The following is a 13,638-nucleotide window of genomic DNA, read 5'->3' as shown; positions in this document are numbered from 1 at the left end:
CGACTATGCATTAAGTCTAGATGAGTGGGGCGCGGGGTGTTTACTCACTGGCCTAATGCCCTGAGGGCCTGTCGATGCCTGGTAAACTTCAGGCATTACACGTAAGAAAAAGCTCCAGATCCTTGGGCAGCTCTAGCGAGCAAAGCTGTTCTATTGCGTTAATTTGCTCCGCGGTAAGCCGATAGTCGTACACGCAATCTGTAGTGGTCTAATGAAACCGGACACCCATTTAGGCGAGAATGCTCGCCAGATCGAGGTGTCAGATGACCAAACAACGCCGTTCCTTTTCTGCTGAATTCAAACGCGAGGCTGCCGACCTCGTGCTCAAGCAAAACTACAGCTACATCGAAGCCAGCCGTTCACTCGGTGTCGGCGAGTCGGCACTACGCCGCTGGGTCGACCAGGTTCAGCAGGAACACCAAGGAGTCACCCCGCAGAGCAAAGCGCTGACACCGGAACAGCAAAAAATTCAGGAGTTGGAAGCCCGAATTACCCGCCTTGAACGGGAAAAATCGATATTAAAAAAGGCTACCGCGCTCTTGATGTCGGAAGATCACGAGCGTACGCGCTGATCCATCAGCTGAGCGTCCATGAGCCGATTGATTGGCTGTGCAAAGTGTTTGAGATCAATCGATCAAGTTACTACGCCCACCGCCTCAAGCACCGAACGCCGGATGTCGAACGGCTTCGGTTGCGCAGCCGGGTGAGCGAGTTGTTTTCACAAAGTCGCAGTGCTGCCGGCAGCCGTAGCATCCTCTCGTTGATGCGTGACGATGGTGAGCAACTCGGTCGGTTCAAAGTGCGCAGCTTGATGCGTGAGCTTGACCTCGTCAGCAAACAGCCAGGTTCTCATGCTTACAAACGGGCAACGGTTGAACGGTTGGATATCCCGAATATCTTGAATCGGGAGTTCGATGTCCCGGCACCCAACCAAGTGTGGTGCGGCGACATCACCTACATTTGGGCTCAGGGGAAATGGCACTATCTGGCTGTCGTGATGGACCTTTGCGCGCGTCGGGTGGTGGGCTGGGCGCTATCGGAAAAGCCGGACGCCGAGCTGGTTATCAAGGCGCTGGATATGGCTTACGAACAACGGGGAAGGCCTCAGGGGCTGCTGTTTCACTCGGATCAAGGGTCGCAGTATGCGAGTCGTTTATTTCGCCAGCGACTGTGGCGTTATCGCATGCGTCAGAGCATGAGTCGTCGGGGGAATTGCTGGGACAACGCGCCGATGGAGCGCGTGTTCCGCAGCTTGAAAACCGAATGGATACCGACCACGGGCTACAGGACGGCTCAAGAAGCCCAACGCGATATCAGTCATTTCTTGATGCATCGGTACAACTGGATTCGGCCCCATCAATTCAACGGTGGGCTGGCGCCAGCTCGGGCCGAAGAAAAACTTAACGTCGTGTCCGGGATTAGTTGACCACTACAATCATCGTCCTTTTCCCATCCCATAATCGGCTTAAGATCCTCGACAGAAACCGGGATTTCTTTTTCATAGGACGCGAAATCCTCGCCTTCAGAAACGCCCCTAATCACATGTCTCATGGCTCTACTTTCCTTGTCGGTCTGCTAATTTGTTCCGAATTCCAGTTTCGTAGTCGAACTCTCAGCATCTGCCCTGAGCGAACCATCGAAAGCCCAAATACCCGAAACCAACCCCAAATCCCAATCAACACACAAAACCCTGTGGGAGCGGGCTTGCCCGCGAAAGCGCCAGACCAACCAACGCAAATCACCAAACCGAAACACAATCCCCTGTAGGAGCGAGCCCGCTCGCGAAAAACGCCAGGCATCCACCAACCCGCTGAATACCCGCAATCCTCACAAGCAAGCCCGCCCCTACAACTGCCATACGTAGCTTCGAACGCCAGACAGAGTCCGGTTTTACCCCGCTACCCCTCAGCCATCCCCTCCGCCCGCTTGGACGCCAACTCATTATCCCGATCCCGCGTCAGCACCTTCACCGCATCATCCACCACCGCCTTACTCATCGCCGTCAAATAATGCGCGGCCCAGGCGTGGCGGTCGGTGTCTCGGGCGTAAGCAGCATCTTCGGTAAGCTTCTTGGCGAGGAACAGAAAATCAGAAGCCATGGCTAACGCATCACCGAGGGGAACGCCGCAAGTGACATGGAACAGCGGCTTATTCGCGCAATAGATGGCAGGTGTCAGGCCGATGGTTGTGAGTTCGGGATGGTCGGTCATTTACCACCTCCGATGACGGAGAGGCGGTGGGAGAGGGTGGACAGTGGAGCGTTACGCAACTGGGAGTCGCGTAGAGGGAAAAGCCAAATTTCGTACGGATTGATGCTGCGCATTATCAGACTCCTTGATATGTGGAGCTGCCACATTCGTTTCCACACGAATGGGTGACAGCTGTGCGCAGGGTGGAAAACCGGGAATCAAGGAAACCGGCACGCCCGAAGACGTCCCACGCACAGCCGCCATAACTCACGCCGCAGGCATAAAAAAAGCGCCGGCAGACGTGATGGGGGCGCTGTAGCGCCTTACCTGGCGCTACGCCTTCGCTACGATCTCGTCCCACGCGGTAGGGCTGGGAAATAGCTCGTTCAGGAAACCCACAAACGCCTTCACATTCGGGCTGCCTCGGCGGCTCTCTGGCCACAAGGCCGTGATGGAGGAACGGTCGACTGCGAACTGTGGAAATAGCGGCTTCAGTTCTCCCCGTGCGACATAGGGCGCGGCGACATAGGTGGGTGAAATGCCAATGCCACCGCCAGCTGCAAGCACTGCGGCAACCGCATCGCTGGCGTCGATGACGATGGATGCGTCGGGCGCTATCTCCACCATTTGGTCCCCCACGTTGAAAGGCCAACGCAGCGCTTGGCCCGAGCTCTGGTAGCGAAAATTCACGCAGTCATGGTCGACCAGGTCGCTGAGTTCCAGGGGCGTGCCGCGTTTGGCTAAATAGGCTGGAGAGGCGAAAGCGCAGATTCGATGCGGCCCGAGTGTGCGGGAGATAAGCCGCGAATCGGCCAGGTTGCCCACGCGCACAGCCACATCGATGCCTTGTGCAACGATGTCCACAAACGGATCGCCCAAGCGCAGGTCGATGGCGAGCTTGGGGTAGCGCTCGCGAAACCTGGGGATCGCCGGCGCCAATATGTTCAGCCCGATAGGCGGCGGCGCGGTCACTTTCAAGGTGCCGGAGGGCTCAGCGCGCGAGGCCACTGCGGCCTGCTCGATGTCCTCTACCTCGCGCAGAATTCGTAGCGCCCGTTCGTAAAGATCCCGGCCTTCAGGTGTCAGGGTCAACGAACGGGTGGTGCGGCTGAATAAACGCAGCTCGAAATGTTGCTCCAGGCGTTGCACGCTTTTGCTGATAGCGGACGGCGACACAGATAAATCGCGGGCTGCAGCGGTGTAACTGCCTAAAGTGGCAGCGCGGGCAAAGGCAATAAGACCGGTAAGGCGGTCTAACCCTATTTGTTCCTTCATGGCATTAGTAAAGCGACTTATGGCCTGATTATCAATGTTGGCTCGAATCTTTAGTCTTTGCCCAACGACGCCATTCAGGCAGTTAAGGAGATCGACCATGAGCCATTCCACCACCCTCCAAACCGCATTTACCCAACAGCTACCCGCTCATCTGGAAGGCCGCACGGTGGTGATTTTCGGCGGCACATCCGGCATCGGTTTAGCCGCCGCGATTCAAGCCAAAGCCGCCGGGGCATCGGTGACTGTGATCGGTTCCAATGCCGAGCGCGCCGAGCAAGCGGCGACCGAACATGGGCTCACCGGCTGGCGCGCCGCTGATGTCACCAACGGCGATGCCGTCTACGCCGCCTTGGCGGACATCCCTCAAGTGGATCATCTGGCTCTACTCGCCGGCACATTTGTGGCGGGCAAGGTGCTGGACGCTGAAATCGACTACCTGCGTCGGGCGTTCGAAGAGCGTATATGGGCTTCGTTGCACGCCATCCGCGCGTTGGGAAATCGGTTGTCCAAGGACGGCTCCATCGTCTTTATCTCTGGCTGTTTGGCCGACCGGCCAAACGCCCATGGCACCGCCGTGATCGCTGCTGCATCGGCGGCAATGGAAGCGCTGGCACGTGGCCTGGCCCTGGAGCTGGCGCCCATCCGTGTGAACACCCTGTCCCCAGGCCCGATCGACACCCCTCTTTTTAGCAAAGCCCTGGGCGATGGGCGCGATGCGTACGTGAGCGCATGGGAGCAAGTGCTACCGTTGTATCGCATCGGTACCGCCGCTGAAGCAGGCGCCGCTACCGTTTTCCTGATGACCAACACCTTTATGAACGGCGCTACGCTAAACCTCGACGGCGGCGCTCGGCTGGTCTGAGTGACCTGCCTCGCACTGAGTCCATTTCAGGAACAACGCCCTGACTGCGCTGGATACGTTGCGGTTTAGGATTGCTGCCGGCCAGAAGCGGTCTGTTTTCTCCATTGCTTAAGATCAGATGCTCGCGGCTAAAGCCCTACATGGGATCGTAGTTCCTTGTGGCAGGGGCTTTAGCCGCGATATTTTTTGAGGGCTGCAGAAGGTCAGCTTTTGGCCGATTGCAGCCTGTCACGAAGGGCTGCTTCCGACCCGAAGCGGACATGTCTCCGGCAGGCCGAGCCTCACAGAGGCAACTCTCTTTTCCTGCTTAGTTGATTCTGTCAGACGGAGCCAGAGGCAAACCTCAGCAGGTTAGAGAGTAGAGAAATTGCCACGTTGATTTCATCTTGAGTGTCGCCATCCCAATCTTCGACTGATGCCAACTCTGCTTTGAGCGACTTTATTAGCTCTTGGATATCTGCAATTTCTTCATCACCGCATTGCTTTGCAACTGCCACCCATTTTGCATCTGGGATGCTTTCTTGTAGGGAGAGTCCTGCTTTTGCTTCTGCGATCAGCGCTGAGAGTTATCTCATCGTATATCTGTCCTGGAAAGTCGAAGTGTCACCTTGACCTCGGTGCGAGTGGAAGTGGAAGTGGAAGTGGTGGGTATAAGCCTTGCGTCCGCACTCATATCGTCTCGACGTTGACAGCCGCGCCGATGGAGCCTCCGGAAACAGATACGATGTAGTCGGCCGCTCTTTGGCAGAGGACTGCGCGCGATGAGCGGATTGCCAACGTAAGAGGCATGATCGAGAGCGGGTCAATGTCGAGGCGTTCTCCTGATGTGCCGCGAAGCGACAATGTCAGTTCCGTCCATTGGCGATCATCTGAGCTTGTGCAGTCACCGTCAGAGTCAACATCGCATCCTGTTCCCCATAGATGTTCAGCAATGCAATAGAAGGATGGTAATGGTCCCTTTGGAGTGATTTGAATGGAGTAGCAAGTAGACATGATTTGTTGGCTATGGCCTATCAGGAAGGGAAAGGGTATCTCGGAGCTTGAGGCGCAAGCAATCAGAGTCACTGTGACCATCAGACCGTTTACATAGAGGACATCCATTGGCGTCTGCTATTGGCCGATTGTTACCCGTTGCGAATGCCTGCAATAGGTTAGTTGAATTATCTTTTAAACGCTGTCGCATCGTTGATGGCTGCCTCATATGCATGCTTCTCAAATGAGAAGGGGCCAACTCCATCTATGATTCGAGGCTCTTCATAGCCGTTCTCGTAAGCAAAGGAATCCCACGTGAAACAGTCATCGTTTTGGCGAACATATACTGAGTAGGCGCCACACCCGATGTCGCCGCACTCAGGGCAGATGTAAAGGAGGATACGACCACTTTCTATTTCAGCGTGTTCGCGTAAAAGCAGACGAGAGTTAGATAGGCTGTTTGGCTCCTGGAAGCCCTTGACGAAACAGCCCATAAAATCTGAATGACCACCAGCTGCCATAACGAGAGCATTGAGCAACGAACGTTCGTTTATCAGAAAATCGATGGAGAATCGTTCGGCCACGGTGCAGCCATTTGAGGAGCTTCCCGGACGAAACAACTGTTGAAATGTGAGGGAGCTGGTGTCCATTCCTGCGAACCATTTTATGCACTGAATGTGCGTGGGATTACATACAACATCGAAGGGGGGGGTACAAGGCAAATTTCATCCGGTAATTGACCGCTTTTGGCCGATTGTTGCCTGTCACAAAGGGCAGCAGTCGACCCATAGCTGCCGGTGGCGACAGGCAGAGATCGGCCAAAAGCAGGCATCCGCACATGCCGTTTCGGCCAGGTGCTTCTAAACGCTGCTCTGTAGATCACGGGTTTACAGACTTTGATAGCGCCGTTCGAAATCACTGGCCAGCTGTTCAAGGGTGACGCTCCCCAAGCGATCTATAAGCAATGCCTGCGCCGCATCAAACGCTTCGGTTAGCGCAGCATTCACCGCTTGTTCGACCAGGCATTCTGGATGGTCAGTCGACAAACCGATGGCGAAAAGCGAGGACGAGCCCAAGGCCTGATGGATGTTCAACAGTGTCATCTCTGCTAGTGGTTTCGCCAGCGTCCACCCTCCACGGTGCCCCTTTTCTGAGCGCACATAACCCTCTTCCTTGAGTAGCGCCATGGTCCGCCGAACCACCACTGGGTTGGTACCGAGCATCTGCGCGATGGTATCGGACGTGGCGGGCTGTTCATGGCGAGCCATGTGGATCAGCACGTGCAGCATGCGGGACAAGCGAGTGTCATTTCTCATGAATAGCGGATTCCTGAATTACTGGCAGTGAGTATCGCTCGATACAACATAAGTTACGAGACTGTTGACACGCCGACATCATGTAACTTACGTTGTGTCTAGAGTTCTTCGAGCAGGTCGAAGAACCAGGGAGACTGATCCATGGTTTATGACGTGATCATCGTTGGCGGCAGCTATTCCGGCATTTCCGCAGGTTTGCAACTGGCACGGGCGCGCCGGAAGGTGTTGGTGATCGACGCAGGTCAACGCCGTAACCGGTTTGCTCACAGCTCACATGGATTTCTTGGGCAGGACGGTCGTAATCCCGGCACGATTGCCAGCGAGGCACGTGCTCAGTTGCAGGCATACCCCACAGTAGAGTGGCTTTCACAACCCGCCATCCAGGCAAGGTCGGACGATGGTGGATATGTGATAACAGCCGTGAACGGGGAACAATTCGCGGCGCGGCATTTGATCCTGGCCACAGGGGTGGTGGATGAGTTGCCTGAGGTTCCCGGGTTGTCAGAGCGCTGGGGTCAGCGGGTGTTTCATTGTCCGTATTGCCACGGATATGAATTGGACGGCGGACCGATTGGAGTATTGGCGGCTTCGCCAATGGCCATCCACCAAGCGCTAATGTTGCCCGACTGGGGACCCACAACCCTATTCCTCAACGAGATACTCGAACCTGATGCCGACCAGTTGGCAAAGCTGGCCAGGCGCGGGGTGGCGGTGGAGCGCGAACCTGTCCTGTCGGTTGGAGGGGAACAAGCCGATGTGACGCTCGTCAGCGGTCGTGTGATCAAACTTGCAGGGCTGTTCACTCAGCCTCGGACACGCATGGGCAGCCCACTGGCAGCGCAACTGGGGTGCGAGTTTGAAGCCGGCCCGACGGGTGAGTTCATCAAGGTCGATGCGATGCGCCAAACAAGTGTCCCCGGCGTATTTGCCTGCGGGGATGCGGCAATAGCCGCAGGTAATGTGGCAATCGCAGTGGGTGATGGCGCACGCACGGGCGGCGCGGTACACCAGTCACTGATCTTTCGCTGAATACGGGTAGTAAGCGGACTCAGCGATGATGCACCCGGCACCGTGACCGCTTTGGGTCGACTGCGCCCCGTCGCCACCGGCGGCACTCGACCCAGAGCCGTCGTTCGCTTCCACCGCAATCAAACCCAATCTGATGGTTTGCGGACGATCACATCTGCGCGAAGCAAACATACAAAGCCTGCGTCAGCGATAGTGTCGTGAGATCAATCGGAAGGGCGCGTTAATTGATCTGCACAATGACCGGACCTTCCGTTACGATCGGCGGGTCCGCGTGGATATTTGATGCATTTTTCTGAATCCACTCACGTGCGACTTTCAAGCTCGCATCGCTGCCGGCCTTGTCCGTGCAAACAGTCACCGACGTACCACCATCACCAGTATTCAGCAGTGTGTAGCTTACGAGGCCAGCCACTGTCCGCAGGGTAGCTTCGACGTCGGTTTTGCGCTCTTCCAAAAGCTCGAAAAGCTGCTTTGCTCCAGTACCCAAGTAGGTTCTTATAACCGCATACATAGTCGTCTCCTTTGGGAGCACCGTCTTGATGCCTATCCAGATCCGCTGATGGCCGCTATCACCCAGGTTTCAATTCACCCCGATTTATTAAGCTTAGCCACACGCCGGCGACAAGCGAAATGCAACGACCACCGGCCGCTCTTGGCCGGGAGCGGACTTGGCTAAATTTGGTAGATAGCAAAAAAATTGGGGGTAGGGGACGTGGAAAAGGGGATAGGTTTATCAGTGGATTAGCCGTGGCGACCAACGTCGGTCTGACTAATGGGCGTTCCCACTTTCTAGGGCGCACACCTTCCTTCATTGAATGTCTTTCAGATAATCCTTGAGCGCGATTAGCGGGCGGTCAAGCTGCTCCAGTGTCCGCGCAGAGTTGAAATCTGCCGCCAACCTGCGCAGCTCGCGCCCCAGGACGGTATCAACGCCGCCGACAGCATTCAGCGCCATACCCAGGCACTCACCCACTTTCCTCTGAATCGCCTCAACATCCCCTCTTCGCACCAACAACGCAAAAACCTCTCGCTCATAATCCCCCATCACCAAATCATCTCGCAGAATCGGACTTGAACCCTCCGTCTCATAAGCAAGCTTAAGACAGAACAGAGCAACAGTTTCCAGCAGCAGTTCCATGGGGGTGAATCCTTGAGAAGGGTCGTACCGACCGAGGATGCGAAAAATCAAAAGAAATCACCAGCAAGCCGGCTCCTACAGGTCGGCGGGGTATCAGCCACTTTATCGCAGACGAAAAAAAAGGCCTTGCTAAGCAAGACCTTTCTTAATTTTGGTGCCCCGAGGGAGACTCGAACTCCCACTTCTTGCGAAAACGGATTTTGAATCCGCCGCGTCTACCAATTCCGCCATCAGGGCTCAATGGCGGCGAAGTATAGAGATGAGATTACCGTTGGTCAATCAGGTACATGGAGAATTTTTGATTATTCCGCTAGACTTCCCGGCCCTGCTAGACGAACCCCATCATGCGCGTTGCTGACTTTACCTTCGAGCTCCCTGATTCGCTGATTGCTCGCCATCCTTTGGCTGAGCGTCGCAATAGTCGCCTGTTGACCCTGGATGGGGTTAGCGGCGCCCTGGCACACCGTCAATTCACTGATTTGCTGGAGCATTTGCGCCCGGGCGATTTGATGGTGTTCAACAATACCCGGGTGATTCCGGCGCGGCTGTTTGGCCAGAAGGCTTCCGGCGGCAAGCTGGAAATCCTGGTGGAGCGGGTGCTCGACAGCCATCGCGTGCTGGCCCATGTGCGGTCCAGCAAGTCGCCGAAGCCTGGGTCGAAGATCCTGATCGACGGCGGTGGCGAAGCCGAAATGCTGGCGCGTCATGACGCGTTGTTTGAGTTGGGGTTCGCCGAAGAGGTGTTGCCGCTGCTCGACCGCGTCGGGCACATGCCGTTGCCTCCTTATATAGACCGCCCGGATGAAGGCTCGGACCGCGAGCGTTATCAGACGGTGTACGCCGAGCGCCTTGGCGCGGTGGCGGCGCCGACGGCGGGACTGCATTTCGATCAGCCGCTGATGGAGGCGATTGCCGCCATGGGTGTCGAGACGGCGTTCGTGACGTTGCACGTCGGTGCGGGCACGTTCCAGCCGGTGCGCGTCGAGAAGATCGAAGACCACCACATGCACAGTGAGTGGCTGGAAGTCGGTCAAAACGTGGTCGATGCAGTCGAAGCCTGTCGCGCTCGCGGTGGGCGCGTGGTGGCCGTGGGGACCACCAGCGTGCGTTCCCTGGAAAGCGCCGCGCGCGATGGCGTGCTCAAACCGTTCAGTGGCGACACCGACATCTTTATCTACCCGGGCCGCCCGTTTCATGTGGTCGATGCCCTGGTCACCAACTTTCATTTGCCCGAATCCACGCTGTTGATGCTGGTTTCGGCGTTCGCCGGTTATCCCGAAGCCATGGCTGCCTATAAAGCAGCGGTGGAGCATGGTTACCGCTTTTTCAGCTACGGTGATGCGATGTTTATCACCCGTAATCCCGCGCCGACTGCCCCTAAAGAATCGGGCCCTGAGGAAACAGAATGAGTCGCCAAAGTCGTATGTCGTTTGAGTTGCTTGCTACTGACGGCAAGGCTCGTCGCGGTCGTTTGACCTTTCCACGCGGTACCGTCGAGACCCCGGCGTTCATGCCGGTGGGCACTTACGGCACCGTCAAGGGCATGCTGCCGCGGGATATCACCGCCACTGGCGCGGAAATCATTCTGGGTAACACCTTCCACTTGTGGCTGCGTCCTGGCACCGAAGTGATCAAGAAGCACGGCGACCTGCACGATTTCATGCAGTGGAAAGGCCCAATTCTGACCGACTCCGGCGGATTTCAGGTGTTCAGCCTGGGCGCGATGCGCAAGATCAAGGAAGAAGGCGTGACGTTCGCCTCTCCTGTCGACGGCGCCAAAGTGTTCATGGGGCCGGAAGAGTCGATGCAGGTCCAGCGTGATCTGGGCTCGGACATCGTGATGATCTTTGACGAATGCACGCCTTACCCGGCCGACGAAGACGTCGCGCGGATCTCCATGGAGCTGTCGCTGCGCTGGGCCAAGCGTTCGAAAGAAGCCCATGGCGACAACACGGCAGCGCTGTTCGGTATTGTTCAGGGCGGTATGCACCAGGATCTGCGCATGCGTTCCCTGGAAGGACTTGATCAAATTGGCTTCGATGGCCTGGCCATCGGCGGTCTGTCGGTGGGCGAGCCGAAACACGAGATGATCAAGGTGCTCGACTACCTGCCAGGTCAGATGCCGGCTGACAAACCTCGTTACCTTATGGGCGTTGGCAAACCGGAAGATCTGGTTGAGGGTGTGCGCCGCGGTGTGGACATGTTCGATTGCGTGATGCCAACCCGTAATGCCCGCAATGGGCATCTGTTCATTGATACAGGCGTGCTGAAGATCCGTAACGCGTTCCATCGCCATGATGATTCGCCGCTGGATCCGACCTGCGATTGCTACACCTGCCAGAACTTCTCCCGTGCTTATCTGCACCATCTGGACAAGTGCGGCGAAATGCTGGGTAGCATGTTGAATACCATCCACAATTTGCGCCATTACCAGGTGCTTATGGCTGGTTTGCGCGAGGCTATTCAACAGGGTACATTGGCCGCCTTTGTCGATGCCTTCTACGCCAAACGCGGGTTACCTGTTCCGCCTTTGGACTGAGTTTTCTGACCCCAAGATTCAACATTTGCAACTGGAGTGCTAAATGAGCTTTTTTATCTCTAATGCCATGGCTGACGCCGCTGCACCTGCTGCTGCCGGCCCAATGGGCGGTGGTTTTGAGTGGATTTTCCTGGTCGGCTTCCTGGTCATCTTCTACCTGATGATCTGGCGTCCACAGGCCAAGCGCGCCAAAGAGCAGAAGAACCTGCTGGGCAGCCTGCAGAAAGGCGACGAAGTTGTGACCACCGGTGGTATCGCCGGCAAGATCACTAAAGTGGCAGACGATTTCGTTGTTCTGGAAGTTTCCGACACCATCGAAATGAAGTTCCAGAAAGGCGCCATTGCCGCCACGCTGCCAAAAGGCACGCTGAAAGCGATCTAAGTTTCAACTTCTACTCAATCGACGGGGCGCGCAAGGCGCCCCGCGTCATAAGCGGGCGGCGTGATGCTGAACAAATACCCTCTGTGGAAATACATTCTGATCCTGGCGGTGCTAGCGGTCGGTCTGATTTATTCCGCTCCCAATCTATATCCTGATGACCCGGCCATTCAGGTCAGCGGTGCAAGCACTGCGCTGTTGGTCAATCAGGCTGATCTGGACCGTGTGAGCACTGCGCTCAAGGAGTCCGGGATCAACGTCAAGGCAGCCACGCTGTCGGCGAACGGCAAGGGCGGCCTGATCCGTCTGACCAAGGCTGAAGACCAGCTGCCTGCCAAAGACGTCGTGCGCAAGGCATTAGGTGATGACTACGTCGTTGCACTGAACCTGGCGCAAACCACCCCGCAATGGCTGCGCAGCTTTGGCGCGCACCCGATGAAGCTGGGTCTGGACTTGTCCGGTGGTGTGCACTTCCTGCTCGAAGTGGACATGGACAAAGCCCTCGACGCGCGCCTGAAAGTCTACGAAGGCGACGTCAAGAGCCTGTTGCGTAAAGAAAAACTGCGCTATCGCAGCCTGCCGCAACTCGACGGTGCCATTCAGCTGGGTTTCAGTGATGAAGCTTCCCGCGAACAGGCCCGTGCACTGATCCGCAAGAACTTCAACGATTTCGACATTGTTCCGGCCGACCTCAATGGTCAGGCGGTGCTGCGTCTGGCGATGACCCCGGCCAAGCTGGCGGAAATCCGCGAATACTCCATCAAGCAGAACTTGACCACGGTACGTAACCGCGTCAACGAGCTGGGTGTTGCCGAACCCATCGTTCAGCGTCAGGGCGCCAACCGCATCGTGGTTGAGCTGCCGGGCGTGCAGGACACTGCCGAAGCCAAGCGTATCCTCGGCAAGACGGCCAACCTTGAGTTCCGTCTGGCGGCTGAGCCTGGCGCATCGAAAGCCACTTCCGAAGCCTTCGAGTTCCGTGAAGGTAATCGTCCTCCGGCACAGATCGAGCGTGGCTTGATCATCACCGGTGACCAGGTGACTGACGCCAAGGCTGGCTTCGGCGAGCACGGTACGCCAGAAGTGAACATCCGTCTGGATGGTCACGGTGGCGAGCTGATGAGTCGTGCGACTCGCAGCAACGTCGGTCGCAGCATGGCGGTGATCTTCATCGAACAACGTCCGGTTACCACTTACGTCAAGCAAATGGTTAACGGCGTCGAGAAAGACGTGCCGGTTCAGACGTTCAAGGAAGAGAAGAAGATCATCAGCCTGGCGACCATCCAGTCGCCACTGGGTGCTCAGTTCCGTATCACTGGCCTGAACGGCCAGGGCGAGTCGTCCGAACTGGCGCTGCTGCTGCGTGCCGGTGGTCTGGCTGCACCGATGTACTTCGCTGAAGAGCGCACCATTGGCCCGAGCCTGGGTGCCGACAACATCACCAAAGGTATCGATGCATCGCTGTGGGGCATGCTGTTTGTCTCGCTGTTCATCATGGCCATCTATCGTTTCTTCGGCATCATCGCCACCGTCGCGCTGACGGTGAACATGGTGATGCTGCTGGCCTTGATGTCGCTGCTGGGTGCAACGCTGACCCTGCCGGGTATCGCCGGTATCGTGTTGACCATGGGTATGGCGGTCGACGCCAACGTTCTGATCTTCTCGCGGATTCGTGAAGAGATTGCGGCGGGCATGACCATACAACGGGCAATTAACGAAGGCTTCGGCCGGGCATTCACCGCGATTCTCGACGCCAACCTGACAACGCTGTTGGTCGGCGGGATTCTCTTTGCGATGGGCACCGGTCCAGTCAAAGGTTTCGCGGTGACTATGTCCCTCGGGATCTTTACCTCGATGTTCACGGCCATCATGGTGACCCGCGCGATGGTCAACCTGATCTTCGGCGGTCGTGACTTCAAGAAGTTGTGGATTTAAGGGG

The 13,638-nt window shown here is 56.7% G+C and carries 14 protein-coding genes and 1 tRNA gene; 7 read left to right on the top strand and 8 right to left on the bottom strand.

Going from position 1 to position 13,638, the window contains the following annotated elements:
• Positions 1 to 263: 263 nt before the first annotated feature.
• A protein-coding gene (locus tag ACYZT0_RS20585; RefSeq protein ID WP_462042754.1) for an IS3 family transposase occupies positions 264 to 1,426 on the top strand; the annotation gives its coding sequence in 2 pieces (ribosomal slippage) (positions 264 to 519 and positions 519 to 1,426; 1,164 coding nt in all).
• A 472-nt stretch (positions 1,427 to 1,898) separates the two neighbouring features.
• Here the strand turns inward: ACYZT0_RS20585 and ACYZT0_RS20580 are convergent.
• Both ACYZT0_RS20580 and ACYZT0_RS20575 read right to left on the bottom strand, forming a co-directional pair.
• Positions 1,899 to 2,210 carry a DUF3077 domain-containing protein gene (locus tag ACYZT0_RS20580; RefSeq protein ID WP_462042753.1) on the bottom strand — a complete coding sequence of 104 codons (312 nt, stop codon included), beginning with the start codon at positions 2,208 to 2,210 and terminating at the stop codon, positions 1,899 to 1,901.
• A gap of 312 nt (positions 2,211 to 2,522) precedes the next feature.
• Positions 2,523 to 3,464 (bottom strand): LysR family transcriptional regulator, encoded by a 942-nt coding sequence (locus ACYZT0_RS20575; protein WP_462046613.1) that lies wholly within the window; start codon positions 3,462 to 3,464, stop codon positions 2,523 to 2,525.
• A gap of 97 nt (positions 3,465 to 3,561) precedes the next feature.
• On the opposite strand from ACYZT0_RS20575, the gene ACYZT0_RS20570 reads away from it, so the two are divergent.
• Entirely contained in the window at positions 3,562 to 4,326 is a 765-nt protein-coding gene (locus ACYZT0_RS20570) for an SDR family oxidoreductase (protein WP_462042752.1), read from the top strand.
• Between the two features lie 320 nt (positions 4,327 to 4,646).
• Here the strand turns inward: ACYZT0_RS20570 and ACYZT0_RS20565 are convergent, their stop codons facing one another.
• The 3 genes from ACYZT0_RS20565 to ACYZT0_RS20555 all read right to left on the bottom strand — a co-directional run bounded on the left by ACYZT0_RS20565 (position 4,647) and on the right by ACYZT0_RS20555 (position 6,614).
• A complete protein-coding gene (locus ACYZT0_RS20565; RefSeq protein ID WP_462042751.1) occupies positions 4,647 to 4,823 on the bottom strand; it encodes a hypothetical protein in 177 nt (58 codons plus the stop codon).
• 663 nt (positions 4,824 to 5,486) lie between these two features.
• Entirely contained in the window at positions 5,487 to 5,948 is a 462-nt protein-coding gene (locus ACYZT0_RS20560; RefSeq protein ID WP_462042750.1) for a hypothetical protein, read from the bottom strand.
• Positions 5,949 to 6,185: 237 nt separating this feature from the next.
• Positions 6,186 to 6,614 (bottom strand): Rrf2 family transcriptional regulator, encoded by a 429-nt coding sequence (locus ACYZT0_RS20555; protein ID WP_462042749.1) that lies wholly within the window; start codon positions 6,612 to 6,614, stop codon positions 6,186 to 6,188.
• 141 nt (positions 6,615 to 6,755) lie between these two features.
• On the opposite strand from ACYZT0_RS20555, the gene ACYZT0_RS20550 reads away from it, so the two are divergent.
• Positions 6,756 to 7,643, top strand: coding sequence for an NAD(P)/FAD-dependent oxidoreductase (locus ACYZT0_RS20550; protein WP_462042748.1), 888 nt, complete (start codon positions 6,756 to 6,758; stop codon positions 7,641 to 7,643).
• Between the two features lie 220 nt (positions 7,644 to 7,863).
• Here ACYZT0_RS20550 and ACYZT0_RS20545 read toward each other — a convergent pair whose 3' ends face one another.
• The 3 genes from ACYZT0_RS20545 to ACYZT0_RS20535 form a co-directional block, all read right to left on the bottom strand.
• Positions 7,864 to 8,154, bottom strand: a complete 291-nt coding sequence (locus tag ACYZT0_RS20545) for a hypothetical protein (RefSeq protein ID WP_462042747.1) — start codon at positions 8,152 to 8,154, stop codon at positions 7,864 to 7,866.
• Between the two features lie 297 nt (positions 8,155 to 8,451).
• Positions 8,452 to 8,781 carry a hypothetical protein gene (locus ACYZT0_RS20540; protein ID WP_462042746.1) on the bottom strand — a complete coding sequence of 110 codons (330 nt, stop codon included), beginning with the start codon at positions 8,779 to 8,781 and terminating at the stop codon, positions 8,452 to 8,454.
• 152 nt (positions 8,782 to 8,933) lie between these two features.
• A tRNA-Leu gene (locus tag ACYZT0_RS20535) sits at positions 8,934 to 9,018 on the bottom strand.
• Positions 9,019 to 9,125: 107 nt separating this feature from the next.
• On the opposite strand from ACYZT0_RS20535, the gene queA reads away from it, so the two are divergent.
• The 4 genes from queA (at position 9,126) to secD (ending at position 13,634) form a co-directional block, all read left to right on the top strand.
• Positions 9,126 to 10,190, top strand: a complete 1,065-nt coding sequence (gene queA, locus ACYZT0_RS20530; protein ID WP_462042745.1) for a tRNA preQ1(34) S-adenosylmethionine ribosyltransferase-isomerase QueA — start codon at positions 9,126 to 9,128, stop codon at positions 10,188 to 10,190.
• A gap of 14 nt (positions 10,191 to 10,204) precedes the next feature.
• Positions 10,205 to 11,320: a tRNA guanosine(34) transglycosylase Tgt gene (tgt, locus tag ACYZT0_RS20525; protein WP_170219133.1), complete on the top strand. Its 1,116-nt coding sequence runs from the start codon at positions 10,205 to 10,207 to the stop codon at positions 11,318 to 11,320.
• A gap of 43 nt (positions 11,321 to 11,363) precedes the next feature.
• Entirely contained in the window at positions 11,364 to 11,702 is a 339-nt protein-coding gene (yajC, locus tag ACYZT0_RS20520) for a preprotein translocase subunit YajC (protein ID WP_129438205.1), read from the top strand.
• 63 nt (positions 11,703 to 11,765) lie between these two features.
• The gene (secD, locus tag ACYZT0_RS20515; protein ID WP_462042744.1) at positions 11,766 to 13,634 is read left to right on the top strand and encodes a protein translocase subunit SecD; all 1,869 of its coding nucleotides are present in this window, start codon (positions 11,766 to 11,768) and stop codon (positions 13,632 to 13,634) included.
• The last annotated feature ends 4 nt before the right edge of the window (positions 13,635 to 13,638 follow it).

This window comes from Pseudomonas sp. ZS1P83, assembly GCF_054897825.1.
Note: the sequence above shows the minus strand (reverse complement) of the source record. Positions and strands in the feature narration are given on the sequence as shown.